The 26,132-nt window shown below is 61.9% G+C and carries 23 protein-coding genes and 1 tRNA gene; 18 read left to right on the top strand and 6 right to left on the bottom strand.

What is annotated here, in order from left to right:
• Positions 1-189: 189 nt before the first annotated feature.
• The 9 genes from tolQ (at position 190) to glmM (ending at position 10,866) form a co-directional block, all read left to right on the top strand.
• Positions 190-909, top strand: a complete 720-nt coding sequence (tolQ, locus tag ABK249_RS05465; protein ID WP_037149000.1) for a protein TolQ — start codon at positions 190-192, stop codon at positions 907-909.
• 25 nt (positions 910-934) lie between these two features.
• Positions 935-1,387 carry a protein TolR gene (gene tolR / locus ABK249_RS05460; RefSeq protein WP_037149007.1) on the top strand — a complete coding sequence of 151 codons (453 nt, stop codon included), beginning with the start codon at positions 935-937 and terminating at the stop codon, positions 1,385-1,387.
• A gap of 10 nt (positions 1,388-1,397) precedes the next feature.
• Positions 1,398-2,561 (top strand): hypothetical protein, encoded by a 1,164-nt coding sequence (locus ABK249_RS05455; RefSeq protein WP_348862401.1) that lies wholly within the window; start codon positions 1,398-1,400, stop codon positions 2,559-2,561.
• Positions 2,562-2,575: 14 nt separating this feature from the next.
• Positions 2,576-3,883: a Tol-Pal system beta propeller repeat protein TolB gene (tolB, locus tag ABK249_RS05450; protein WP_037149011.1), complete on the top strand. Its 1,308-nt coding sequence runs from the start codon at positions 2,576-2,578 to the stop codon at positions 3,881-3,883.
• A 184-nt stretch (positions 3,884-4,067) separates the two neighbouring features.
• Positions 4,068-4,577 carry a peptidoglycan-associated lipoprotein Pal gene (gene pal, locus ABK249_RS05445; protein WP_037149017.1) on the top strand — a complete coding sequence of 170 codons (510 nt, stop codon included), beginning with the start codon at positions 4,068-4,070 and terminating at the stop codon, positions 4,575-4,577.
• 178 nt (positions 4,578-4,755) lie between these two features.
• Positions 4,756-5,790, top strand: a complete 1,035-nt coding sequence (gene ybgF, locus ABK249_RS05440; protein WP_227703721.1) for a tol-pal system protein YbgF — start codon at positions 4,756-4,758, stop codon at positions 5,788-5,790.
• A gap of 10 nt (positions 5,791-5,800) precedes the next feature.
• Positions 5,801-7,177: a tRNA lysidine(34) synthetase TilS gene (tilS, locus tag ABK249_RS05435; RefSeq protein WP_348862399.1), complete on the top strand. Its 1,377-nt coding sequence runs from the start codon at positions 5,801-5,803 to the stop codon at positions 7,175-7,177.
• Positions 7,178-7,285: 108 nt separating this feature from the next.
• Positions 7,286-9,223, top strand: coding sequence for an ATP-dependent zinc metalloprotease FtsH (ftsH, locus tag ABK249_RS05430; RefSeq protein WP_037149022.1), 1,938 nt, complete (start codon positions 7,286-7,288; stop codon positions 9,221-9,223).
• Positions 9,224-9,510: 287 nt separating this feature from the next.
• On the top strand, positions 9,511-10,866 hold the full coding sequence (gene glmM / locus ABK249_RS05425) for a phosphoglucosamine mutase (RefSeq protein WP_037149024.1): 1,356 nt from the start codon (positions 9,511-9,513) through the stop codon (positions 10,864-10,866).
• 48 nt (positions 10,867-10,914) lie between these two features.
• On the opposite strand, the gene ABK249_RS05420 is transcribed toward glmM, so the two are convergent.
• On the bottom strand, positions 10,915-11,073 hold the full coding sequence (locus tag ABK249_RS05420) for a hypothetical protein (RefSeq protein WP_200883933.1): 159 nt from the start codon (positions 11,071-11,073) through the stop codon (positions 10,915-10,917).
• 235 nt (positions 11,074-11,308) lie between these two features.
• On the opposite strand from ABK249_RS05420, the gene ABK249_RS05415 reads away from it, so the two are divergent.
• The 4 genes from ABK249_RS05415 to serA all read left to right on the top strand — a co-directional run bounded on the left by ABK249_RS05415 (position 11,309) and on the right by serA (position 16,480).
• Entirely contained in the window at positions 11,309-12,148 is an 840-nt protein-coding gene (locus ABK249_RS05415; RefSeq protein WP_037149028.1) for an outer membrane protein, read from the top strand.
• 158 nt (positions 12,149-12,306) lie between these two features.
• Positions 12,307-13,482 carry a GNAT family N-acetyltransferase gene (locus ABK249_RS05410; protein ID WP_348862398.1) on the top strand — a complete coding sequence of 392 codons (1,176 nt, stop codon included), beginning with the start codon at positions 12,307-12,309 and terminating at the stop codon, positions 13,480-13,482.
• 142 nt (positions 13,483-13,624) lie between these two features.
• Entirely contained in the window at positions 13,625-14,803 is a 1,179-nt protein-coding gene (locus ABK249_RS05405; RefSeq protein ID WP_227703718.1) for a phosphoserine transaminase, read from the top strand.
• Between the two features lie 81 nt (positions 14,804-14,884).
• The gene (gene serA, locus ABK249_RS05400; RefSeq protein WP_227703717.1) at positions 14,885-16,480 is read left to right on the top strand and encodes a phosphoglycerate dehydrogenase; all 1,596 of its coding nucleotides are present in this window, start codon (positions 14,885-14,887) and stop codon (positions 16,478-16,480) included.
• Between the two features lie 52 nt (positions 16,481-16,532).
• On the opposite strand, the gene ABK249_RS05395 is transcribed toward serA, so the two are convergent.
• Positions 16,533-16,979 (bottom strand): DUF305 domain-containing protein, encoded by a 447-nt coding sequence (locus ABK249_RS05395; RefSeq protein WP_227703716.1) that lies wholly within the window; start codon positions 16,977-16,979, stop codon positions 16,533-16,535.
• Between the two features lie 260 nt (positions 16,980-17,239).
• On the opposite strand from ABK249_RS05395, the gene ABK249_RS05390 reads away from it, so the two are divergent.
• Entirely contained in the window at positions 17,240-18,271 is a 1,032-nt protein-coding gene (locus ABK249_RS05390; RefSeq protein WP_227703715.1) for a Tim44 domain-containing protein, read from the top strand.
• On the opposite strand, the gene ABK249_RS05385 is transcribed toward ABK249_RS05390, so the two are convergent.
• Positions 18,268-18,687, bottom strand: coding sequence for a DUF1810 domain-containing protein (locus ABK249_RS05385; RefSeq protein WP_227703714.1), 420 nt, complete (start codon positions 18,685-18,687; stop codon positions 18,268-18,270). The two genes, ABK249_RS05390 and ABK249_RS05385, sit on opposite strands and share 4 nt — an antisense overlap.
• Positions 18,688-18,805: 118 nt before the next feature.
• Here ABK249_RS05385 and ABK249_RS05380 point away from each other — a divergent pair, with 118 nt between their 5' ends.
• The 3 genes from ABK249_RS05380 (at position 18,806) to ABK249_RS05370 (ending at position 22,384) form a co-directional block, all read left to right on the top strand.
• Complete coding sequence (locus tag ABK249_RS05380) at positions 18,806-19,921, top strand: mechanosensitive ion channel family protein (protein WP_037149051.1); 1,116 nt, start codon at positions 18,806-18,808, stop codon at positions 19,919-19,921.
• A 1,058-nt stretch (positions 19,922-20,979) separates the two neighbouring features.
• A complete protein-coding gene (gene mnmA / locus ABK249_RS05375; RefSeq protein ID WP_227703713.1) occupies positions 20,980-22,176 on the top strand; it encodes a tRNA 2-thiouridine(34) synthase MnmA in 1,197 nt (398 codons plus the stop codon).
• A gap of 131 nt (positions 22,177-22,307) precedes the next feature.
• Positions 22,308-22,384: transfer RNA gene (locus tag ABK249_RS05370), tRNA-Met, on the top strand.
• A 432-nt stretch (positions 22,385-22,816) separates the two neighbouring features.
• On the opposite strand, the gene ABK249_RS05365 is transcribed toward ABK249_RS05370, so the two are convergent.
• Positions 22,817-23,113, bottom strand: a complete 297-nt coding sequence (locus ABK249_RS05365; protein WP_227703712.1) for a hypothetical protein — start codon at positions 23,111-23,113, stop codon at positions 22,817-22,819.
• Between the two features lie 182 nt (positions 23,114-23,295).
• Positions 23,296-24,657 (bottom strand): amidase, encoded by a 1,362-nt coding sequence (locus ABK249_RS05360; RefSeq protein ID WP_227703711.1) that lies wholly within the window; start codon positions 24,655-24,657, stop codon positions 23,296-23,298.
• A gap of 156 nt (positions 24,658-24,813) precedes the next feature.
• On the opposite strand from ABK249_RS05360, the gene ABK249_RS05355 reads away from it, so the two are divergent.
• Positions 24,814-25,116, top strand: a complete 303-nt coding sequence (locus ABK249_RS05355; RefSeq protein WP_037149063.1) for a membrane protein — start codon at positions 24,814-24,816, stop codon at positions 25,114-25,116.
• Between the two features lie 5 nt (positions 25,117-25,121).
• Here the strand turns inward: ABK249_RS05355 and ABK249_RS05350 are convergent, their stop codons facing one another.
• Positions 25,122-25,976, bottom strand: coding sequence for a glycerophosphodiester phosphodiesterase (locus ABK249_RS05350; protein ID WP_227703710.1), 855 nt, complete (start codon positions 25,974-25,976; stop codon positions 25,122-25,124).
• Positions 25,977-26,132 lie beyond the last annotated feature (156 nt).

The raw sequence follows: 26,132 nt of genomic DNA, 5'->3' as shown, positions 1-26,132 counted from the left end.
CGGTGAGGAATTTGTGCAACGCACGCCTTCCTTTGACCAAAATTGAAAGCGAGAAGCCAAGCTGGAAACTCAGGGCATCTTGGGGTTACGGCGGGCGCATTCAGCGATCAAGGACATTCTCGCGAGAGCGCGCTTTTGAACCCGCCCGGTCCTTAAAAACCGGGCGTTTGGATTCGGGGATAGTAGTAGATGGAACAGGTAGGTTTGGCGGCGGCGGCAAGCGAAGTAAGCCTCTGGTCGCTGTTCATGCAGGCCGGTCTTGTCGTCAAGCTGGTCATGATCGGTCTTATCGGCGCGTCGGTCTGGACCTGGGCGATCGTGATCGACAAATACGTGAGCTTCAACAAGGCGAAACGCCAGTTCGACCAGTTCGAACAGGTCTTCTGGTCCGGCCAGTCGCTGGAAGAGCTCTACCGCACGCTTTCGGAACGCCAGAACAACGGGCTTTCCGCTATCTTCGTCGCTGCCATGCGTGAGTGGAAGAAGAGCTTCGAGCGCGGCGCACGCGCGCCGATCGGATTGCAGATGCGCATCGACAGGGCGATGGACGTCACCATGGCACGTGAGAGCGAGGCTTATGAAGCCCGTCTCGGATCGCTCGCGACGATCGGTTCGGCGGGTCCGTTCATCGGCCTTTTCGGTACGGTCGTCGGTATCATGACCTCGTTCCAGGCGATCGCCGGTTCGAAATCCACCAACCTCGCCGTCGTCGCCCCGGGTATTGCCGAAGCGCTGCTTGCCACCGCGATCGGCCTCGTGGCGGCCATACCGGCGGTCATCGCCTACAACAAGTTCACCGCAGATGCCGGCAAGCTTTCGGGCCGCATGGAAGGTTTCGCGGACGAGTTTTCCGCCATTCTGTCGCGCCAGATCGATGAGAAGCTCCAGCCGCGCCAGGCGGCGCAGTAAAGCGATCCGCAAGGAGTAACGTATCATGGGTATGTCGGCTGGAGGAGCAAAGGCATCGGGTGGTGGCCGTCGCAGGCGCGGCGGTCGGCGCGGCGCCATCAGCGAGATCAACGTCACGCCGCTCGTCGACGTGATGCTCGTGCTGCTCATCATCTTCATGGTGGCGGCGCCGATGATGACTGTCGGCGTGCCGATCGACCTGCCGGAAACGCAGGCGAGTGCGATGAATGCCGATACGCAGCCGATCACCGTCTCGGTCAATCCGCAGGGCGAGATCTACCTGCAGGAAACGCCGATCGGCATCGACGAGATCGTACCGAAGCTGCAGGCGATCGCCACGACTGGCTACAACGAACGCATCTATGTGCGCGGCGACACGACCGCGGCCTACGGCGTCGTCATGAAGGTCATGGCCCGTATTTCCTCGGCCGGTTACAAGAATATCGGCCTCGTCACGCTTCAGGAACAGGAGAAGTGATCGCGGCGCCATGAGAGGTAGTCTCGGCACATCGCTGGTTCTCCACACACTGGTGCTCGGTTATGCGCTGGTGTCCATCAGCGCGCCGGCCTCCTTCGAGGTGGCCGACGTGGAAGCTTTGCCTGTCGATATCATTCCGGTCGAGTCGATCACCCAGATCCAGCAGGGTGACAAGAAGGCGCCCGTTGCCGAAAAGGCCGCGCCGAAGCCGACGACCAAGCCGAACATCGTCGAGAATGCCGAAAATGCCGGCGACAACGATATCGATCTGAAGACGCCGCCGACGCCCGCCAAGAAGCCGGTGCCGACGGAGGCGGCCGCTGCGCCGAAGCCGGCCGAGAAGCCGGTGCCGACCCCGACCCCCGAACAGAACGAGGTCAAGGACATCGTACCGGAGGAGACGGCACCGAAACCGGCCGAGGTTGCCGCCCTGCCGGAGCCGAAGCCCGAGGTGACGCCGCCGCAGCCCCAACCCGAACCGGCGCCGCAGCCCCAGCCGACACCCGCACCCGCCGAAACCCAGGCGGAAGAGATCCCGCTGCCGGACGCCGTGCCGATCCCCGCGGCCAAGCCGCGGCCGGAACCGCCGAAGGAAGAGGCCAAACCCGTCGAGAAGCCTGCCGAAAAGCCGCCCGAGAAAAAGCCTGAGACGCCGAAGCCGACGGAGACCGCAAAGGCTGCCGAGAAGCCGACCGACAAGAAGGAAGGCAAGAAGCAGGAGACCGCCAAGTCTTCTTCCTCGAAGGAGAGCGACTTCAACGCAGATCAGATTGCCGCACTGCTCAACAAGCAGGAGGCATCTGGCGGCGGCGCGAAACGTTCCAGCGCACCGGCGGCCATGGGCGGAAAGAAGGACACGGGCGGCTCCAAGCTCAGTCAGAGCGAAATGGATGCATTGCGCGGCCAGATCGAGAACAACTGGTCCGTCATCGCCGGCATCGAAGGGGCGGAGGGCGTGATCATCACCGTCACCATGAAACTGGACGAAACCGGCGCGATTGTCGGGCGGCCGGAAGTGACGGCCAGGGGCGGCTCCGATGGCGCCCGCCGCACGCTCGAAGGCAGCGCGCTTCGTGCGGTCATGCGCTCGTCGCCCTTCAGGAACCTGCCCGCCGACAAATACGACGCCTGGAGCGAAGTCGTCGTTAACTTCGACCCAAGCGAATTGCTTTGAAAGGCTCTGATATCATGATGAAACGTTCTTTCATCCGCCTCGTGATCGCGCTTGCCGGCATGGCCGTGATGTTTGCCGCGCCGGCCGAGGCGCGCGTGGAAATCAACATCAACAAGGGTAATGTCGAACCGCTGCCGATCGCGATTACGGATTTCCTGTCGAACAATGAACTGGGGCCGCAGATTTCCCAGGTCGTTGCCGCCGACCTGAAGCGTTCCGGCCTTTTTGCGCCGATCGACAGACAAGCCTTCATCGAGAAGATTGCCGACCCGAACCGTGCACCGCGATTCGAGGACTGGAAGGTCATCAATGCCCAAGCGCTGGTGACGGGCCGCGTGACCCGCGAAGGCGACGGGCGGCTTCGCGCCGAGTTCCGTCTCTGGGACACCTTCGCCGGCCAGCAGATGACCGGACAGCAGTTCTACACCCAGCCGGAGAACTGGCGCCGGGTCGCCCACATCATTGCCGACGCGATCTACAAGCAGATCACGGGCGAGGAGGGCTATTTCGACACCCGCGTCGTGTTCGTCTCGGAGAGCGGCCCCAAGACGGCCCGCCAGCGCCAGCTCGCGATCATGGACCAGGACGGGTTCAACGTCCGCACGCTCACCGATGCCAGGAACATCGTGCTGACGCCGCGCTTCTCGCCGAGCCGGCAGGAAGTCACCTACATGTCCTTCGAGGGCAACCAGCCGCGCGTCTATCTTCTCCAACTGGAGACGGGGCAGCGCGAGGTGGTCGGCAATTTCCCGGGCATGACGTTCTCGCCGCGCTTCTCGCCGGATGGCCAGAAGGTCATCATGAGCCTGCAGCAGGAGGGCAATTCCAACATCTACACGATGGATCTTCGCTCGCGCACCACGACGCGGCTCACCTCGACCCAGGCGATCGACACGTCGCCGTCTTATTCGCCGGATGGCACGCGCATAGCGTTTGAAAGCGACCGCGGCGGAAGGCCGCAGATCTATGTGATGAATGCCGACGGTTCGGGCCAGACCCGCATTTCTTTCGGCGACGGCTCTTATTCCACGCCGGTCTGGTCGCCCCGCGGAGACCTGATCGCCTTCACCAAGCAGTCGGGCGGCAAGTTCTCGATCGGCGTGATGAAGACGGACGGTTCGGGCGAGCGCATCCTGACGACCGGCTTCCACAACGAGGGCCCGACCTGGGCGCCGAACGGCCGCGTCCTGATGTTCTTCCGCCAGGCGGCGGGCTCGGGCGGTCCGCAGCTCTATTCCATCGACCTGACCGGCTACAACGAACAACTCATCAAGACCCCCTCCTATGCGTCCGACCCGGCCTGGTCTCCGCTTCTGGAGTAGGACCGATGAACACAAAAGAGGCGGCTTGTCGCCTCTTTTGCGCCCGAATCTACTGAGAAACGACCTAATAAGGGGCGCGGTAACATTCCGTTAACCATAAGTGTTTGGTCATGGTTAACCGAGCCCGGTTAGAGTCTGGCAACTCTGAAATTTCGGAATTTATTGATCTAAGGAGAGACCGGCCATGAGCCGCATGCAGAATCTCGCTCGCAACCCTGCCGTCATTGCGCTCACGCTCGCACTCGCGCTCGCCGGCTGCGCCAACAAGAAGAACCTGCCGAACAGCGCCGGTGAACTCGGGCTTGGCGGCGCCGGGGCTGCGACGCCCGGCTCGAGCCAGGATTTCACCGTCAATGTCGGCGACCGCATCTTCTTCGACACAGACAGTTCCTCGATCCGCGCCGACGCCCAGCAGACGCTCGACCGTCAGGCCCAGTGGCTGCAGCGCTATCCGAACTATGCAATTACCGTCGAAGGCCATGCCGACGAACGGGGCACGCGCGAATACAACCTCGCCCTCGGCGCCCGCCGCGCCGCGGCCACCAGGGAATATCTCGCTTCCCGCGGCGTTCCGGCCAACCGCATGAAGACCATTTCGTACGGCAAGGAGCGCCCGGTCGCCGTCTGCGACGACATTTCCTGCTGGTCGCAGAACCGCCGCGCCGTCACGGTTCTTGGTGGCGCCGGTTCGTAACTGAGGCCACGGGTCCCCGGAATAAAAGGCGGCTATCCAGGCCGCCTTTTTGCTTTTTCCATAGTTTGGCCCTGATTTCAGGGATTTTTGAACGTGACCTTGGTTGCTTTTTGGCGTCAGTTGGAAAAATCTCCTGCTGCGCCAATCCGGTGCACACGAAAGAGCAGGACGGACACTTATGAAGAAACTTGTCTTGGCAGCGATGCTGGGGCTGATGGCGACGAGCGCTTCTGCGGGGGCTTTCTCGCTGCCGAAACTTTTCCGGGGTGATCAGGCTGCGGCGGAACGATCTCAGGCTCATCAGCCGCCGGTGGTTCTTGCGCAGAGCGCTGATGCCGTTCGTATCCAGCAACTCCAGGAAGAGGTCCGCCAGTTGAACGGCCGGATCGAGGAAATGAGTTATCAGCTTCTGCAGATGCAGGAGCAGCTGCGCAAGACGCAGGAAGACAACGAATTCCGCTTCCAGGATCTGGAGAAGAACAAGCGTAGTGAAATCGATACCACGGCCGGGAGACCGGCCGTGGCGTCCAATCGTGCTCCCGCACAAACCGCGCCCTCCGCCCAGCCTTCCGACGATGTCGCCAGGATCATCGAATCACCGTCCGAAGGCGAAATCGGACAGGATCAGGCCGCTGACGGCCGGATGGCGCCGCCGCCGACCACGCTTGGCTCCATCGAGCTCGATCAGAACGGCAATCCGCAGGCTGCCACGCGCAACGACCGGGTCAACAACGCCGCCGGCCTTCCAGGCGTGGATATCGGCTCGCAGGCTCCCGGCAAGGCCGCGGCGCGCGCAAAGACCGATCCGCAACAGACGGCCGCCCTCGGCAGCGAGAGCGACGCCTATCAGATCGCCTATAATCACATCCTTACCGGCGACTACTCTCTCGCCGAGCAGGAGTTCTCCGGCTATATCCAGTCCTATCCGAGGAGCACGCGCCTCGCGGACGCCAATTTCTGGCTGGGAGAAGCACAGTATTCGCAGGAAAAATACAACGAAGCCGCCAAGACTTTCCTCAACGCGCACCAGAGTTACGGCAAGTCGCCGAAGGCTCCGGAAATGCTCCTGAAGCTCGGCATGTCGCTTGCCGCCCTCGACAATACCGAGACCGCCTGCGCGACGCTCCGCGAAGTCGCCAAGCGTTATCCGTCCGCCTCCAAGGCGGTGCTTTCCAAGGTCGGCAGCGAACAGAAGCGCTTGCGCTGCGGCTGACGGCGTCCTCGTGACTGCCTCCGCTTCAAACCTGCCGCCTGTCGAAGCGATCCAGCGGCTCCTTGACGTTATTACGAAACCGGCGCGCCTTCTCGTCGCCATTTCCGGCGGCAGCGATTCCACCGGCCTGCTCGTCGCTCTTTCGAAAGCCATTTCTCCCGGTTCCGGCATCTCACTCTTCGCGGCGACCGTCGACCATGCCCTGAGGCCTGAATCCGCAGAAGAGGCGCTGAGCGTCGCCGCCCTTTGCAGCAGGCTCGGCATTCCGCATGTCATCCGCCGCTGGGAGGGCGAGAAGCCGGAGGCGGGCCTTTCCGCCGCGTCCCGCGAGGCGCGCTATCGCCTCCTGGTGGAGATCGCCGACGAGATTGATGCCACCGCCATCCTCACCGGCCACACGCTCGACGACCAGGCGGAAACGGTTGCCATGCGCGCCGCCCGAAGCGGCAGAGAAGACAATCTCGGCCTTGCCGGCATGGCGGAGGCGGTGCTTCTCGAACGACGCCGCTGGCTTCTGAGACCTTTCTTGAAAACCCGACGTGCCGATATCCGCGCTTTTCTGACCAATGAAGGGGAGAGCTGGATCGACGATCCCAGCAATCTCAATCCGCATTACGAGCGGGTGAGGGTGCGCGGAAAGCTCGCGACTGAAGGCTCGTTCGATGCGGCAGCGCTCACCCGGGCTGTCAAGCGGCGGACGGCGTTGTCCGATGCGGCGGCCCGTCTCGTTCACGATCATGTGACGATCCGTCTTGGCGTGCTGGCCCATCTTGCTCCGGCGGGCCTTGCGGGCGACGGCGCCGTGCGCCGCCACGCCTTGTCGCTGCTTTCGGCGGTGCTCGGGGGGAGGGCACATGCCTTGCGCGGCGAGAGCACGAATAGGGTGATGGCCTTTCTCGACAGCGGCCGGCCCGGACGCATCACCGCCGGACGAGTGATCTTCGACCTTCGCCGCGACGGGCTTTATCTTGCTCGCGAAAACCGAGGTCTCATGCCGCTTGTCGTCGCACCCGGCGGGATCGCGGTATGGGATGGCCGATACCGGATCGCCAACGGCAGCGCCGCCGAGATCATCATCGGCCCGACCGCTCCGGATCGGGAGGAGGCGCGTGCCCTCTTTCCGGATGCGCCGCCGGCAATCGCCATGCGGGCTATGAGCGTGATGCCGTGGGTTGAGGCGAACTCCTTCTTCTTTCCAGCGGGGAGTTCGACGATCGCGTTGAGCCAGCCGCCCACCGCCGGCCAAATTCACATCATGCCAACCCTTGCCCCCTTCGACCGCTTTTTGCCGCAGTTTGACCTTAATCTCGCAAGCGAGTTTGCTGTTTTGCTCGGATGCGACGTTTTTCCCCCGCTGCCGGTTAAGGATTCCGCGCGGAAAAGCTAGGCGGCGGCTCCGGTTCTCCTTGGCAAGGACGTGCCGCAACCCTATGTTAAGCGGCAAGTAAGGCGGTCGCCTCGAAAAAAAGCGGGCCGTCACAGTCCGGGGAGTTCAATGAACCCAAACTTTCGTAATATCGCCCTCTGGGTCATCATAGCCCTTTTGCTGGTCGCATTGTTCAGCATGTTCCAGACGGCGCCGACGCAGACCAACTCGCGTGAGATTCCCTATTCGCAATTCCTGCGTGACGTGGATTCGGGGCGGGTCAGGGATGTCGTCGTCACAGGCAACCGGGTGCTCGGCACCTATACGGAAAGCGGCTCTGGATTTCAGACCTATTCGCCCGTCATCGACGATACCTTGATGGAGCGGCTGCAGTCCAAGAACGTCACCATCGTGGCCCGCCCGGAAACGGACGGGTCTTCCGGTTTCCTGAGCTATCTCGGCACGCTTTTGCCGATGCTTCTGATTCTCGGTGTCTGGCTGTTCTTCATGCGGCAGATGCAGGGTGGCTCGCGCGGCGCGATGGGCTTCGGCAAGTCCAAGGCCAAGCTTTTGACCGAAGCACACGGGCGCGTGACGTTTGAAGACGTCGCCGGCGTCGACGAGGCCAAGCAGGACCTCGAAGAGATCGTCGAATTCCTGCGCGATCCGCAGAAATTCCAGCGGCTCGGCGGCCGCATCCCGCGCGGCGTGCTGCTTGTCGGCCCGCCCGGTACGGGTAAGACGCTGCTCGCCCGCGCGATTGCCGGCGAAGCCAACGTGCCCTTCTTCACCATTTCCGGTTCGGACTTCGTCGAAATGTTCGTCGGCGTCGGTGCCTCCCGTGTGCGCGACATGTTCGAGCAGGCCAAGAAGAATGCGCCCTGCATCATCTTCATCGACGAAATCGATGCGGTGGGTCGTCATCGCGGCGCCGGCCTCGGCGGCGGCAATGACGAGCGCGAACAGACCCTCAACCAGCTCCTCGTCGAGATGGACGGTTTCGAGGCGAACGAAGGCATCATCCTGATCGCCGCGACCAACCGTCCCGACGTTCTCGACCCGGCGCTTCTGCGTCCCGGCCGCTTCGACCGCCAGGTCGTCGTTCCGAACCCGGACATCGTCGGCCGCGAGCGCATCCTCAAGGTTCATGCCCGCAACGTTCCGCTGGCGCCGAATGTCGACCTCAAGGTGCTGGCGCGCGGCACGCCCGGCTTCTCCGGTGCCGACCTCATGAACCTCGTCAACGAGGCGGCCCTGATGGCGGCCCGGCGCAACAAGCGCCTTGTCACCATGCAGGAGTTCGAGGACGCCAAGGACAAGATCATGATGGGTGCGGAGCGCCGCTCCTCGGCCATGACCGAGGCGGAGAAGAAGCTCACCGCCTATCACGAGGCCGGCCATGCGATCACCGCGCTGAACGTCCCTGTCGCCGACCCTCTCCACAAGGCGACGATCATTCCGCGCGGCCGTGCGCTCGGCATGGTGATGCAGCTTCCCGAAGGCGATCGCTATTCGATGAGCTACAAGTGGATGGTGTCGCGCCTTGTCATCATGATGGGCGGACGCGTCGCCGAGGAAATCACCTTCGGCAAGGAAAACATCACCTCGGGTGCCTCGTCCGACATCGAGCAGGCCACCAAGCTTGCCCGCGCCATGGTCACGCAATGGGGCTTCTCCGACGTGCTCGGCCAGGTCGCCTATGGCGAGAACCAGCAGGAAGTCTTCCTCGGCCATTCGGTGTCGCAGTCGAAGAATGTGTCGGAATCGACCGCCCAGAAGATCGACACCGAAGTGCGTCGCCTGATCGACGAGGCCTATACAGAGGCCCGCCGCATCATCACCGAGAAGCACGACGAGTTCGTGGCTCTCGCCGAAGGCCTGCTCGAATACGAGACGCTGTCGGGCGAGGAGATCAAGGCACTGCTCAAAGGGCATAAGCCGTCACGCGATCTCGGCGACGACGCGCCGCCCGCCCGTGGTTCGGCAGTGCCGAGCACCGGCGGTTCCAAAAAGGACGAGCCGAAGGGCGGCGAGCCTGAAAGCGGTCTCGAACCCCAGCCGCACTGAGCCATTCAAACATAACTCAAAACCGCCGCAGAGCGATCCGCGGCGGTTTTTGTTTGACTGTCTATCTCCCCGGCTATCTCAATGAGTGACGGGCCTTAGCCTTATTGGTAACGGGATATAAGCGATTTTGACGCTAATTTATGTGCTTATTCATGCGATCTATGGCATGAGCCGACCATGAGGCCGGCCCGGCCGTCGAGAGGATCGCGGGTCCGATCCCTGCCAGGACTTCGCCCGGGATCGCGCCAGGACCGCGCGATGTGAGGCGCGATGACGAAGGAGTTTACATGACACGCCGCTATTTCGGCACCGATGGTATTCGCGGACAGTCCAACGTCTTTCCGATGACGCCCGATCTTGCGATGCGGGTCGGCATTGCCGTCGGCACGATCTTCCGCAACGGCAATCATCGCCACCGGGTGGTGATCGGCAAGGATACGCGTCTTTCCGGCTACATGCTGGAGAATGCGATGGTGGCGGGCTTCACCGCCGCAGGCCTCGATGTCTTTCTGCTCGGACCGATCCCGACGCCGGCGGTCGCCATGCTCACCCGTTCCCTGCGCGCCGATGTCGGCGTGATGATCTCCGCCTCCCACAATCCCTATCAGGACAACGGCATCAAGCTCTTCGGTCCGGATGGCTACAAGCTCTCCGACGAGATCGAGATGCAGATCGAGGATCTGCTCGACAAGGACATGCATGCTCAGCTCGCCAAGCCCGGCGATATCGGCCGCGCGAAACGCGTCGAGGGCGATATCTACCGCTATATCGAGCATGTGAAGCGCACGCTGCCGCGCGATGTCACGCTGCACGGCCTGCGCGTTGCGATCGATTGCGCCAATGGTGCGGCCTACAAGGTGGCGCCGCTCGCGCTCTGGGAGCTCGGGGCCGAGGTGGTGACGATCGGCAACGAGCCGAACGGCACGAATATCAACCTCGACTGCGGTTCGACCAGCCCGGAAAATTTGCAGAAGAAGGTCCATGAAGTGCGCGCCGATATCGGCATTGCGCTCGACGGCGATGCTGACCGCGTCATCATCGTTGATGAGTGTGGCGAGATCGTCGACGGCGACCAGTTGATGGCGGTGATTGCCGAGAGCTGGGCCGAGGACGAGAAGCTGAGGGGCGGCGGCGTTGTCGCAACCGTCATGTCCAATCTCGGACTGGAACGGTTCCTTCAGAAGAAGGGCCTCGACCTCCACCGCACCAAGGTGGGCGACCGTTACGTCGTGGAACACATGCGCCACAATGACTTCAACGTCGGCGGCGAACAGTCCGGCCATATCGTTCTTTCGGATTTCGGCACGACCGGCGACGGTCTGGTCGCCGCGCTGCAGATCCTGGCGCGGGTCAAGCGTCTTGGACGGCCGGTCAGCGAGATCTGCCGTCGTTTCGAGCCTGTGCCGCAGCTTCTGAAGAACGTCCGCTTCCAGGGGGGCAAGCCGCTGGAGGATAACGCCGTGCGTCAGGCGATCGCCGATGCGGAGGCCGAGCTTGCTTCGCATGGTCGCCTCGTGATCCGTCCCTCCGGCACCGAACCTCTGATCCGCGTGATGGCGGAAGGAGACGATCGGGCGCAGATCGAACGCATCGTCGACGGCCTTGTCGGTGCCATAGCCAGCGCCCGCAGCGCTGCGGCCTGAACGCGTCTTGCGCACATAAGGCTTGGGCTTGCTTGAACGCGGCGCGCCTCAGGGCTGCGCCGCGCCTGTCAGCGAAAAATAGATGAAGGCCGCCGCGAAGAAGGCGGCGATGCCGAGCGCGATCAGCAGGCGCTTGAGCCATGGCGGCGTTTGCCGTGGTGGCTTCGGTTTTGGCGGACGCTGGAACTTGATGACATTGTCTGGCATGTCGCCTTCCTTAAACGTCGCGGAAGCTTTTGCCAATGGAAGCCGTGCAGCGCCATGGTTAACTTGGTCAAAGCCAAGCTTTCGTCTGCGGCCCTGACTGAAATTAAGGAAAACATGCGGTAAACAAGCATGGTTAAGCGGCGCTTAACCTTTCTTCTTCATCATCTTTCGCGGATCAACCCGTTGGCTGCGCGCTCCGCCAGCCATACGCGATACGAGCTTTGGAGATGAAGCCATGAAAAAGTGCTTGACCAGCGCATTCGTGCTGGCGCTGACGGTGAGCACCGCCAATTCTGCAGATCTTTATCAGCCGCAACCCGAGCCGATCATGGATGCTCCGGAAGTAACCGTGCAGGAAGCCAGCGGGTGGTATCTGCGCGGCGATGTCGGCTATTCCTTCAACGACATACGCGGGGCGAATTACTATCAGGGCTCCAATTCCACGCTGACGAATTTCGACCACACGTCGCTGAAAGACAGTTTCCTGCTGGGGGCAGGTGTCGGCTACCAGATCAACAACCACCTGCGCACTGACGTGACTTTCGACTACCTCACCTCGGCGGATTTCCGCGGCGGCACGTCGGGTGTCTGCGGTGATGGTGTCGGCAACCCGTTCGTTGCATGCTCCTCCAGCGACAAATCCTACATGCACGCCTATTCGCTGATGGCCAACGTCTATGTGGACCTCGGCACTTACGGCTACATCACGCCCTATGTCGGCGGCGGTATCGGCGGTGCCTACGTCAAGTGGGGCAAGCTCCGCAACACGATCTGCGACGATCCCTATGCCGCCGGCTGCTATACCAGCGAACACGAAGGCCAGAAGAGCTGGCGCTTCACCTATGCTCTCATGGCGGGCGCGGCCATCGACATCACCTGCAACCTCAAGGCCGATATCGGCTATCGCTACCGCCACATCATGGGCGGGGACATGTTCGGCTACAATCTCGGCGGCGGTCCCGGCGATGACAAGGGCTTCGACATGCATGAGGCCCGCATCGGCGCACGCTACACGTTCGGTGGCTGCGACGTCCCGCCCTACGAGCCCCCGCCGGAGCCGATCGTTTACAAGTGAGTTTCAGATATCCGAAAGTAAAAGCCGCCTTCCGGGCGGCTTTTGCGTTTGAGGCGACAGATGAAGCGTCGTCGAAATTAACGATGTATCCGGTTTCGGGTTCAAAACTCGGGCCTGAGCCGCTATCGAATGCCGGGACATTCCAAAAAGGCTTGCAGATGGTGCTGGTGTTCAAGATCTCCGTCTTTGACGACGTCGACGACGTCTCGCAGGACTGGCCGCAGGGCGCAACGGCCGGGAACGGCGCACGCTTTCACCCTTTCCAGAGCGTCGCGTTTCTCAAGGTGTGGCTTTCGAGTCTCGGACGAACCGGCCGCCGCAGCCTGCATTTCGTGGAAGTGCGCGACGCTGCCGGCCGCCCGGTCATCTTCATCCCTCTTTGCATCAGCTTGTCGAAGGGGGCGAGAATCCTTGAATTCATCGATGCCGATGCGGCCGATTACAACGCACCGGTATTGTTTCCGACACCGATCGCCTGGTCACGCGAGACGGCGGAGGAGCTTTGGCGGGCTGTCACGGACGCCTTGCCGCCCTTCGATGTCGTGATGTTCAGCAAGATGCCGGGCGATATCGACGGCATCGTCAATCCGCTCGGCCTTATCGGCGATCGTCCGAACGGAGTTTCCTGTCACTGCAATGACCTGCGCCGGCCCTGGGCGGAGATCGAGGCGGGGATACCGCAACGCAAGACATTGATGCGCAAGATCCGCAACCTGGAAAAGATCGCGCCGCTTTCCTTCGGGATCGCGGCGGACGAGGCGGAACGCCGCCAGGCGACGTTGGCCTTCATGCGCCAGAAACAGTGGCGGTTCGAGCAGACCCGCGTTCCCGGTTTCGACGTCGATGCCGGAAAGCGCGACTTCTTCGACAGAGGCACCGAGCTCTTCGCCCGCGAAGGCATGCTTCGGCTCTTCTACCTGAAGTCGGGAGAGGAAATCATCGCGACCATCTGGGGCCTTGTGGCCGGCCGGCGTTACTATGCAATCATGCTGTCCTTCGAGGCGGGCGCCTGGGCGAAATATTCGCCCGGCAGCGTGCTTTATAGCCGCACGCTCGGATGGCTCTGCGAAAACGGCTTCGAATGGCTGGACCTCGGTATCGGCGATGAGGCCTGGAAGCTCGAAAGCTGCGAGACGACCTTTCCCCTGACGGCCCGGGAGCAACCCGTTACACTGCGTGGCCGGATCTTCCTCATGCGACGCCGTGTCGCCGCGGGTATTCGCTCCACCGCCATCTGGCAGGCGGTGAGACCCCTGAAATGGGTCATCCTGCGGCGTTTGCGGCAGGCGAACGTCGCCTTTCTCGGATGGATGTATTTCCCGGTGATCTGCTGATCTCGCCGTATCGGGCGGCGCCTGCGGTAGAAATTTATCCGAGAGCGACATCGCCCGCTTGACTGTGAAAGCGGACAGGAATATCCACGGCGGCGGGACACTCCTCCCCAACGAGGAGCCATCTATCTGGAAGGATAGCATCATGGCGGATACCGCAAAGCCGGACGTACGTCCGAACAATACCCATTTCTCTTCTGGCCCTTGCTCGAAGCGCCCCGGTTGGTCGCTCGAAGCGCTCGCTGATGCCCCGCTCGGTCGTTCGCACCGCGCCAAAGTCGGCAAGACGAAACTGAAGCAGGCCATCGATCTTACCCGCGAAATCCTGAACGTGCCGGCGGATTACCGCATCGGCATCGTGCCGGCTTCCGATACCGGCGCCGTCGAGATGGCGCTCTGGTCGCTGCTCGGCGAACGCGGCGTCGACATGCTCGCCTGGGAAAGCTTTGGCGCCGGCTGGGTCACCGACGTCGTCAAGCAGCTGAAGCTCAAGGACGTCCGCAAGTTCGAAGCCGATTACGGCCTGCTGCCGAACCTGGCGGAAGTCGATTTCGACCGCGACGTGGTCTTTACCTGGAACGGCACGACCTCGGGCGTGCGCGTTCCGAACGCGGATTTCATCCCCGCCGACCGCAAGGGTCTGACGATCTGCGACGCCACTTCGGCGGCCTTCGCGCAGGACATGGACTTTACGAAGCTCGACGTCGTCACCTTCTCCTGGCAGAAGGTCCTGGGCGGCGAGGGCGGTCACGGCATGCTGATCCTTTCCCCGCGCGCCGTCGAGCGTCTCGAGACCTACACGCCCGCGTGGCCGCTGCCGAAGATCTTCCGCATGACCAAGGGCGGCAAGCTGATCGAAGGCATCTTCACCGGCGAGACGATCAACACGCCGTCGATGCTCTGCGTCGAGGACTATATCGATGCGCTTCTCTGGGCGAAGCAGGTCGGCGGGCTCAAGGCGCTGATCGCCCGTGCCGATGCCAATGCCAAGGTCATCTTCGATTTCTGCGCCGCGAACTCCTGGCTTCAGAATCTTGCAGTCGATCCGGCGACGCGGTCCAACACGTCCGTCTGCCTGAAGATCGTCGACCCCGAAATCTTGGCGCTCGATGACGATGCGCAGGCCGCATTCGCAAAAGGGATCGTCGCGATCCTCGAAAAGGAAGGCGTCGCCCTCGACATCGGCGCCTATCGCGACGCGCCGTCGGGCCTGCGCATCTGGGCGGGCGCCACGATCGATGAGGCCGACATGAAGGCCCTGATGCCGTGGCTCGCTTACGCCTTCAATACCCAGAAGGCCGCGCTCGCCAAGGCTGCCGCATAAACGATCGCGCTTCGGCTCCGCTTTTCGAGGCGGAGCCCGCTTCCTCATCCAAGACAGAACCCCTTTTCAAGGAGCCCAGACATGGCACCTCGCGTTCTCGTATCCGACGAATTGTCGGAAACCGCCGTCCAGATTTTCCGCGATCGCGGCGTCGAAGTCGACTTCCAGCCGAAACTCGGCAAGGACAAGGACAAGCTTGCCGAGATCATCGGCAATTACGACGGCCTTGCCATCCGTTCCGCCACCAAGGCGACGGAGAAGCTGATCGCGGCTGCGACCAACCTCAAGGTCATCGGGCGCGCCGGCATCGGCGTCGACAACGTCGATATCCCGGCCGCCTCGCGCCGCGGCATCATCGTCATGAATACGCCCTTCGGCAACTCGATCACCACGGCCGAGCATGCCATCGCGCTGATGTTCGCCGTCGCCCGCCAGCTTCCGGCTGCCGATAGTTCGACCCAGGCCGGCAAGTGGGAGAAGTCGCGCTTCATGGGTGTCGAGATCACCGGCAAGACGCTCGGCGTCATCGGCGCCGGCAATATCGGCTCGATCGTCTGCAAGAAGGCGATCGGCCTTGGCATGCATGTTCTTGCCTATGACCCGTTCCTCTCGAAGGAACGCGCCGAGGAAATGGGCGTCACCAAGGTCGAACTCGATGAGTTGCTCGCCAGGGCCGACTTCATCACGCTGCATGTGCCGATGACCGACAAGACGCGCGGCATCCTGAACAAGGAAGCCCTTGCCAAGACGAAGAAGGGTGTCCGCATCATCAACTGCGCCCGCGGCGGCCTGGTCGATGAGGCAGCACTTGCCGAAGCCATCAAGTCCGGCCATGTCGCCGGCGCCGGCTTCGACGTCTTCGAGGTGGAGCCCGCCACCGAGAGCCCGCTTTTCGGCCTCGACAATGTCGTCTGCACGCCGCATCTCGGCGCCTCCACGACGGAAGCGCAGGAAAATGTCGCACTGCAGGTGGCCGAGCAGATGTCGGACTATCTCGTCAAGGGTGCTGTCTCGAACGCCATCAACATGCCGTCGATCACCGCCGAGGAAGCGCCGATCCTGAAGCCCTTCATCAAGCTCGCCGACGTGCTCGGTTCGTTTGCGGGGCAGGTGACGGAAAACCCGATCAAGGAAATCGAAATCCTTTACGACGGCATCACCGCGACGATGAACACGAAGGCGCTGACCTCCGCGTTGCTCGCCGGCCTCATCCGCAATCAGGTTTCCGACGTCAACATGGTTTCGGCGCCGATCATGATCAAGGAAAAGGGCATCATCCTGTCCGAGGTCAAGCGCGACAAGACGGGTGTCTACGACGGCTATATCAAGCTCACCGTCACCACCGAGAAGCAGACCCGTTCGGTCGCCGGCACCGTCTTCTCGGACGGCAAGCCGCGCTTCATCCAGATCAAGGGCATCAACATGGATGCCGAAGTCGGCCAGCACATGATCTATATCGCCAACACGGACGTGCCCGGCATGATCGGCTTCATGGGGACCACGCTTGGCGACGCCGGCGTCAACATCGCCAACTTCCAGCTCGGCCGCGACAAGGAAGGCGGCGACGCGATCGCGCTGCTTTATGTCGACGGCCCGGTGGCCCCGGAAGTCCTGGAGAAGCTCACCGCCAATCCGGCGATCCGGCAGGCCAAGCCGCTGGTCTTCAACATCGACTGAAAGTCGTCCTCCCAAGGATAGTGCAAGAAGCCCGGCGCGTTTCGTGCCGGGCTTACTGTTTCTGCAGATCGGCAATCAGGCCCTTCATCTCATCGATCTCCCGTCGCTGCGTCTCGATGATGTCATCGGCGAGCTGGCGCACGCGCGGATCGGAAATATTGGCCCGGGAACTTGTCAGGATGGCGATCGAGTGATGAGGGATCATCGCCTTCATATAGGAGACGTCGTCCACGGTCGTCTGGCTGCGGACGAGAAAAAGAGCTGCCGCGAAAACGATTACACTCCCTATGAAAATGGCGATATTGGCCATCCGGTTCGTATACATCTGCAGCATGAAGGCGAGCATGATGATCGCCATGACGGCGCCCATCACGAGGGCCATGTAGGCGCGTGTTTCGCTGAAGAAGACATGATCCAACTGGTAGGTGTTGAGATACATCAGACCGAACATGACGACGGTCGATGTCGCGATCATCGTAAAAAAGCGCGCATAGTGCATGGATGAAAACCTTTCTTGATGCCTGTGGCGGGAACAGGGGCGAGGGGATGATTGTTCCAGGCATGCAAAGGCCGGATGTAATTCGAGCTTACCCAACGTTTCCGGAATCCCTCATAGGTTGCATTTTTGAGGCTTGCCTCTCGTTTCTTCGTCCATTATCTACTTCAGCGCGAAAAGCGACGATGCCCTCTAAAATCGCAAAGGGTGCATCGCTATATAATCCGGGAATGCCGCATCCATGCGGTTATGAGGAGAAAGAGATGTTATCCAAGCTTCGGCGATTCCAGAAACTGTTCGCGGTCCTTGCGATCGGCATGGCGGTTTCTCTCACCGCCGTCGACATGGCAGAGGCGCGTCGCGCCGGCGGTTTCAGCGGCTTCGGCAGTCGCGGTACGCGCACCTATTCGGCTCCGCCGGTCACCCGCACGGCGCCGGCACCGGCGACCGGCATTGAACGCTCCATGACCCCGAACACGCAGCAGAACGCCACGCGTCCGCAGACCGGCCTCGGTCAGCAGACGGCCCAGCAGCCTCGCCGCGGTCTCTTCGGTGGCCTGGCAGGCGGACTTTTCGGCGGGCTCTTGCTCGGCGGTTTGTTCGGCATGCTGATGGGCACCGGCTTCGGCGGCGGCTTCGGCTTCCTCGGCATGTTGCTGCAGATCGCGCTGATCGCCGGGCTTGCCATGCTGGCTTTCCGCATGTTTGCGCGCCGGCAGCAGCCGGCCGGTCCGGCCGGAGGCTACGGCCAAGAGCGCAACGCTTACGAGACGTCGCATCAGAACACGTCGTCCTCCTTCCAGATCCCCAAGATCGGTTCTCTGGGCGGCGGCGGTACGGCTACCGGTTACAGCTCTGCACCCCGTCAGGCTGGGCCTGAAACCGACGAGATCGGCATCACCAACCGCGACCTCGACCAGTTCGAGAAAATGCTGGCGGACGTGCAGGCGGCTTACGCTGCCGAGGACTATGCGAAGCTGCGCAACCTCACCACGCCGGAAGCCATGTCCTACCTGGCTGAGGAGCTTGGCGAGAACGCGACCAGCGGCCGCAGGAACGAGGTGAAGGACGTGAAGCTCCTGCAGGGCGACCTTGCAGAAGCGTGGCGCGAGAACGGCCAGGAATATGCGACCGTGGCCATGCGCTATTCGAGCATCGACTTTATGCGTGATCGCGATAGCGGCGCGGTGACTGAAGGTGATCCGGACAACGCCACGGAGACCGTGGAGATCTGGACCTTTGTCCGCAAACCCGCCAACGACTGGAAGGTCTCGGCGATCCAGGTCGCGGCCTAGGCGCGCAACAGCGCGATGGTCTTTTCGTCGCGCTCACCGTGATAGAATTGTTCAAGGGCTCTCTCGAAAGGGGAGCCCTTTTCGCTGACCGTTTCGAACAATGTCATTGAACTTTTGAACTTCATGTCGTCCGGCGAGCCGAGGATCGCGTGGGCCGAGAGATCCTTGTGGGCAAGCATCGCCTCGGTGCATTCAAGCAGCCGGCGTCCGAGCAGCGGATGGCGGAGATAGGCCAGGGCTTCTTCCTTCGAGCCGATCGCGAAACGCTGCGACATGATCGAGAAGCCAAGCCCGGCGACCTGCGGGAAGATGTACCACATCCAGTGAGTGTCTTTCCTGCCGTTCCGCAATTCGTCGATCACCCGGTCATAGACAGGCGCCTGCGCATCGACAAAGCGCATGAGATCGAATTCCATCGCATTCTCCTCCGCCCTGTTTTTCGTGCCTTGATCGCCCCACGCCATCAGGCCCCCCAAACATGATATTTTTGCGGCCACTCTTTTCTATGCTGCATCGCACTCTAGGTCATGACCTATGGAGCACTTCATTCAGGAATTCCGCAGCGACACGGCCTGGCTGCCGGACTGGTTCGTCAGCATCGGTGTGCTCGTGGTCGCCTTCCTTATCGGCTTGGCCATTCAACGCTTCGGCTTCCGCTTCCTGACGCGGCTCGTCGCGAACCGGGATCTCTTCTGGCGCTCGCTCGTCTCCCGCACGCGGCGGCCCATGCGGCTTGCGATCCTCACCTGGACGCTGTCCTTCGGCGCGACCGTCGCGCCTCTCACCGGCAATCAGGCGTCGGTGATCCGCCATATCCTGCTGCTTTGCTTCATCGTCGTGGTCGGCTGGATGGCGAAGATCGCCCTGCATGTCTGGACGGTCGTTTATCTGCGCCGCTTCAAGCTCGACGCCGAAGACAACCTGCTTGCCCGGGCGCATGTCACCCAGTCACGCATCATGGAGCGCATCTTGAGCTTCATGATCGTGGCGATCACCATCGCCGCCACGCTGATGACGTTCCCGGCGGTGCAGCAATACGGCGTCAGCCTGCTTGCATCCGCCGGTGTCGCGGGTATCGTGCTCGGCTTGGCGCTTCAGCCGGTGCTGAAAAATATCTTTGCCGGCATCCAGCTTGCGATCACCCAGCCGATCCGGATCGATGACGCGCTGATCGTCGAAGGGGAGTGGGGCAATGTCGAGGAGATTACCTCCACCTATGTGGTGATGAAATTGTGGGACTGGCGGCGGATGATCCTGCCGCTCAGCTATTTCATCGAACAGCCTTTCCAGAACTGGACGCGCGAGGGGGCGGCGCTGATCGGCACAGTGATGATCTACCTCGATTATTCCGTGCCGGTGGACGTCATCCGAAAGAAGGTGGAGGAGATCGCGGCCGCCTCGAAACTCTGGGACAAGCGGGTCGTTGCGGTGCAGGTGACGGACTTCAGGGAAAACGTCATGGAGATCCGCATCCTCGCCTCCGCTTCCAACGCGCCCAGGACCTTCGACCTGCGCTGCGAAATGCGCGAGAAGCTGATCGACTTCATCCAGCGGGAATATCCATCGGCATTGCCGCGGGTCAGGGCGGAGGGGGCGACCAACGGCGCGGTCGTTGGCGAGGCGGCGCAGCCCAGGACGCTTCAGTCATGATGGAGCGGCAAGCTACATTTCTTGTTGAACTTCGGTGTGCAACCGAATGCGAATTAACATTTGTTAGCTAGGGTGAATTAGCGTTTGTTGTCGCAGATCAAAGAAGCTAGCTTGCGAATCGGGAAGGGCAGGCTTGAGATTTAATGATGTCGGCATTCGAAAATCTGTTGCCTCTCATCTTTTTCTTCTTGGTTATCTATCTCTTTTTCCGCTGGGTCGTCCGCGACATGAACCGGTCTTCGGATCGGTGAGGGTGAAGAGCGGTTGGGCGAAACCCGAGCAATCGATCCAATGAATCGATTGCAGTTCTGAACGCCCGGCGCCAAAGCGACGGGCTGTTCCGTGCCGCGCCCCCCTCTGCCCTGCCGGGCATCTCCCCCTTGAGGGGGGATGCCCGGCAGGGCAGAGGGGGGATGGTGAGGCAAATCAAGGCCTTGGAAGAAATCGGCAGGAAAAATCACTTCCGTTCATCCCCGCCCTCTCAACTCACGCCTACAATCTCCCCGTTCCGTTTCGGCTACACCGGTTACGCATCGCCGGCGAGATGGGACCGGTGCCCTTTCGGTCTGCCGTTGATGCAGGTGGGTCGCCAGGGGCTGCGCAGAAAATGGTTCCCCTCCCGTCTTCAGGCGGGGCGTGCGTGTGTCGCACACAACCCGGTATGGCATCCGCAAGGACGTAAGACCATATCGCCGCAGAGGAACCGGAGTTGCGCGGAAAAACACACCGAACGGGACACGTCGGGTGTCACCCATAAAAACTTAAATCGAGGCACACGACGTGTCCCGGCCGATTGAAAAAGACGCAACGTACCAAGGGAGGAGTCTGTCCGCTCGTCATCCGGTCACAGGTTCAGTCCGGGGGAAGGCGAAATGCGATCCGAGGGCAGGACCGAAACCATGCCAAAGCCGCCGAAATACCCATCCTCCTTGCGCCGGCCACAAATCCTTTCTATATCCGGCAAGAATAGCCCGGTTTGCGGCCGATCCCGCGCCAGGCCCCGACTTCCCGCCCTTCCTGACATGGACCGGCGGCCCGATATACCGAGAGAGTTACCCGTGAATACGCTGGATTTTGACAAGAGGCCGGAAGACACACGCGTTGTCGTTGCCATGTCGGGGGGCGTGGATTCCTCCGTCGTCGCCGGTCTTCTGAAACGCCAGGGCTACGACGTGCTCGGCATCACGCTGCAGCTTTACGATCACGGTGCGGCCGTGCATCGCGCGGGTTCCTGCTGTGCAGGCCAGGATATCGACGATGCGCGTCGGGTTTCCGAAACGCTCGGCATTCCGCATTACGTGCTTGATTACGAAAAGCGGTTCCGCGAGACGGTGATCAATCCTTTTGCCGAAGCCTATGCGATGGGCGAAACGCCGGTCCCCTGCGTTGCCTGCAACCAGACGGTCAAGTTCGCCGATCTTCTGGCGACGGCGCGGGAGCTCGGCGCGGATGCGCTTGCGACCGGCCATTACATCCGTTCGCGCCGCAATCCGACTGCGGACAATCCGAACCGCCGCGCGCTGTTCCGCCCGGTCGACAGCGACCGCGACCAGAGCTGGTTCCTGTTCGCCACCACCCAGGAGCAGATCGACTACCTGCGCTTCCCGCTCGGCGGCATGTCCAAGGCGGAGGTGAGGGCGCTGGCCGAAGACATGGGCCTCGTCGTCGCGAAGAAGGCCGACAGCCAGGACATCTGTTTCGTGCCGCAGGGCAAGTATGCCGACATCATCAGCAAGGTGAAGCCGAATGCGGCGCTTGCCGGCGATATCGTGCACATGGACGGCCGTGTGCTCGGGCGCCACGAAGGCATCGTGCATTACACGGTCGGCCAGCGTAAAGGGCTCGGGGTGGCCACAGGCGAACCGCTCTATGTCGTCTATCTCGATGCCCGCTCGCGTCGCGTGATCGTCGGCCCGAAGGAGGCGCTGGATACGCATCGCGTCTATCTGCGCAACGTCAACTGGATCGGCGACGGCGCGCTCGATGAAGATGCCCGCGACGGCTTTGCGTGCTTTGCCAAGGTCCGTTCGACTCGTCCGCCGACGCCGGCCACCGTCCATTGCGACGACCGCGGCGCCTATGTCGACCTGATGATGGGCGAGGCGGGCGTGGCACCGGGCCAGGCCTGCGTCCTCTATTCTGCGGAAGGGCCGGATGCACGCGTCTATGGCGGCGGTTTCATCGAACGTTCGGAACGCGCGGCTGCGGCTGAAGCGTCTCTCCAGGCGCTGCTTTCCGCCCCTGTCGCGGCCTGATCCGGCGCTTTCCGGCGGTCTTTAAAATAGCCGCCGGATTTGCCAAAACCGCGCTTGACACTTTGGTGACGGGCGACTTATAAGCCGCACGACCAAAGCGGACCGGACTTTCGGAACACCGCAAATCCTGTGGCGGGATAGCTCAGTTGGTGAGAGCGTGGGATTCATAACCCCAAGGTCGGCAGTTCAATTCTGCCTCCCGCTACCAATCCATCACCGAATCCTCCGGGCCGAACAGGCTCGACAGATATCCTTGATGCCGAGCTTATATGGTTCGGCGGGCCATCCTGCTGGAATTCCTCGTCGCCCGCGTGCGACGGGAGGTGTTGATCTGAAGATATTCTCAGGAAAATGTAATTTGCCGCCGGATCATCAGAATGACGAAGCCCGCGCAATTTCCCCCAGCGCGGGCTTCGCCGAAAGTCGAGCCTCTTCTATGCTCGGCTTACAATCATGGATTTTAGTCCGATGTTTTCTGCCGGTGAACCTGGCCTAAAGGAGTAGGCGCATCAGCACGGCCTACTTCCAATCATCTGGCGAGGCGGATACGTTGGCTATCCCCGGCGTTGGAGCGGTTGCCTTCCATTCCGCCATCGTTTCCCGGCCTGCTGAGCCGGTTGCGCGATGAGCGCCGGTTCGCTTACGTCTTTCCTCCGGTATCGTCATCTTCCCCTTGCCGGCGCACAGGCGAATAGGCATTCCCTTCCAACCATTCCCGTACCATCAGCCGGACTGCTTCGTCTCGAGTGACGCCCAACTCTTTGGCGATGGCCTGAATGGCAGATGCGATCTGCAGATCGAATTTGACTTCGCCGGTGTTCCAGGCGTGCGCTGCCGCCTGCCGTAGCGCGTCCATGAGCTCCGGATCGACAACCTTAGCCGCGGCCTCCGCTACTCTTCGCGATTGGTCCGACCGATCGTCCTCTTCCGATGACATCAAGCCATTCCTCTATCCGGTGAGCTTTCGATCGTGCAGATCAGGCGGGCGGGCACGATGCACCGTTCCGCCGCGCTCACCGAACCAAAGTGCCACGATGGACAGCAGAGTCAATGGTGCCGGTCCCTGTCTGACGAGGTGCTTGGCAGTCCGTGTCAGGACGTCCTCTTCGCCGCAGTTTCCTACCCTCTGACGGTCTCCTCGCAACTCATCGCGGCCTGCAGCAGCGCCTCGTCATGGTTGGCGCCTGCCGACAGCAGGAAGCCGACGGGCATATCGGCGTCGCCCGTGCCGCAGGGGATCGAAACACCACACCAGTCGAGGAAATTGCCGAGCGCGGTGTTGCCCAGCGTCTTGCCATTGGTCGCGAAGAACAGTTCGTCATCCTTTTCGAGCGCCTCAATCGGCGGCGCAACATGAGCGACCGACGGCATGGCGACGAAACGGTCGCCGATCAGCGCTTCGGTCTCGGCGATCAGGCGTGCTTTCGTCTCAAGAATGGCGATATAGTCCGGCATGCTGATCTTCTCGCCAAGACGCGTCCGGGCCACGACCCGGTGGTCCATTTCGGCAGCCTCCGGTCCCGACAGCCGCTGCCGGTGAAGCGCAAAGGCTTCCGCCGTGACGAGCGCGCCGCGCTTTGCCATCAGGGCCGGGATCTCATCGAAGGCCGGAATGGTGATGCGGGTGATCCTCGCACCGGCCCTTTCGAGCCGGCCAATTGCAGCTTCGAAGGCGGTGACGACGCCCGGTTCGGCACCGTCGAAGACGATGTTGGTCGGGATGACGATGTCGAGCGGCTCTTGCGACCGGCGGGCGGTCTGGGGGGCGGCAAGGCCGCGCATGGCGGCATCGATCCAGACGGCGTCCTGGACCGTACGGCAGAGGGGGCCAAGCGAATCGAGGCTCGTCGCCAGAGGATAGACCCCGTCCATCGCATGGCGACCGCGTGTCGCCTTGTAACCGACGATACCGTTCAGTGCCGACGGGATGCGGATCGAGCCGCCGGTGTCCGTACCCATGGCGACGGGAACGAGGCCGGCTGCAACCGCGACGGCGGAGCCGGAGGACGAACCGCCCGGAATGCGCGGCACATCCTTTCCATGCGGATTGCGAGGAGTGCCGTAATGCGGGTTGATGCCGATGCCGGAAAAGGCGAACTCGCTCATGTTGGTGCGGCCGACCGCCACCATGCCCGCCTGTTTCAGAAGGTCGACGATCGCGGCATCCTTCCTGGCAGGTTCGGCCTTCTTCAGCACCTTGGAGCCTGCGGTGGTCGGCAGTCCTTCGACGTCGAAAAGGTCCTTCCAGGCGATCGGAATACCATCGAGCAGGCCAAGCGAGCGGCCGTCCTTCAGGCGCTTCGAGGACGCCTCGGCCTCTGCCAGCGCCCGGTCCTTCAGCAGGGAGATGAAGACCGCCTTGTCCGGGTAGGCCTCGATGCCCGCAAGCACTGCTTCGGTCACCGCGACGGGGTCGACCGTTCCAGTCTGGATCAGCGCGGAAAGCTCGGCGATCGACATGGCTCCATACGGTTTCGTCACGGCACGCATTCTCCCCATTCAGTGATTGGCGATTGAAATGTGTAACGAATATTCTGGCGATGGGTAGAATATTTATCGGCCGGGCCGGTTGGGAACTTCGGATCGACTTCTGAATTGAGACAATCCGCCACTGCTTCAAACCGGGAAGGATCACTCATGAGAACCATCGTCGCCATCGCCGGCCTTGTGCTTGCGCTCGCCGGCTGTACCGTTGATAGCGTCGGCAGGCCTAGTCCAGCTCTCGAAATCGGACCGGGGATCGAGCCCATTCCGGGCAGCATCACCTATGGCGGTCAGCCGCGCACCCGGCTCACCAAGTCTCCGATCGGCAGCGTCGTGAGCCATCAGTTCCGAAACGAGTTCGGCCAGCGGGTCGAGGAGCGATATATCCTGCAGCCGGATCGAAGCCTGAAACTGGTCAGCCGGCGCGTCTATCGCGAGCCGTTCTGGGACGATTGAGACGTTCAACCTACGAGCCCGGCCCAGGCGCGTTCCGTGGCGGGGGCCTCGTCGGTGGTGATCTGGTCCGGCTTCAGCGCCATCAGGGCGGCGAAATCGCGCGCTTCTCCCTCGTCGAACCCCGCATCCGGGTTCCTGAGGTTGAAGGTCCAGGCGTCGACCAGCTTGCCGGCATCGTGGCAGAGGCCGATCATGTCCAGACCGGCTTTGGCGGCGTCGAGCAGGATCGGCCAGTAGAGATAGACCGTGTCCGGTTCGGTTGGGCCATGAATGTCGGCGAGCAGGTCCTTCTCGACGGCGCTCCAGCCGCCGGCCTTGTAAATGTCGCCAAACTTGTCGCTGGGATCGATGCCGCGTTTCAAATCCGGCAGCCTTTGCTTGACCGCGAGTATCAGGTCGAGGTCATGAGCGCTGATGATGATCGATGAGCCGGCATCGGCAAAATAATGCACAAGATGGTCCATCCCACGCGGACCGATGGCGGCAAGCTCGTCTTTCATGTCGAACTGAAGAAGAGCGTCTGGATGAGCGGTCTGAAGCATCGATGCCAGATCTTCGCTGAGGATAGGCGGATGGCCGCCGCTCTTGAGGTGAAGTCGGCGGATGGCATCCGCGGAGGCCTCGCGGATGAGGCCGCCGCCATCGGTTTCCCCTTCGAGCTCCGCGTCGTGCAGGACGACGAAGCCGCCATCGGTGCGTATGCGCAGATCGAGTTCGGTTGAGGCACCCAATCGGAACCCCTCGGCCATTATCTCGGCGGAAAACAGGGGATCTGTCAGGCTGCGGCGCAGCCGGTGCCATTTGAGCCGCGTGAAGTGGCCGCGATACGTGATGCCGAGGCCTGGAAATTCGGATGTCATGGGATTCCGTCGAGAGCAGCAGGACGATTCGGTTGCCCTCAGACTATGCATTTCGCTTCTCCTGCCATAGACCTGTCACAGAAGTTTCATGGTTCGACATGGCAGTTCGCATGCGGGGCGAATTGACGCGTATCAAGAGAAGACCTTGCTTGAACG

The organism is Neorhizobium phenanthreniclasticum, from assembly GCF_040066075.1.
Lineage (GTDB): Bacteria > Pseudomonadota > Alphaproteobacteria > Rhizobiales > Rhizobiaceae > Neorhizobium > Neorhizobium petrolearium.
The sequence above is the reverse complement of the archived record's forward strand: the minus strand, read 5'-3'. Positions and strand labels throughout refer to the sequence as shown.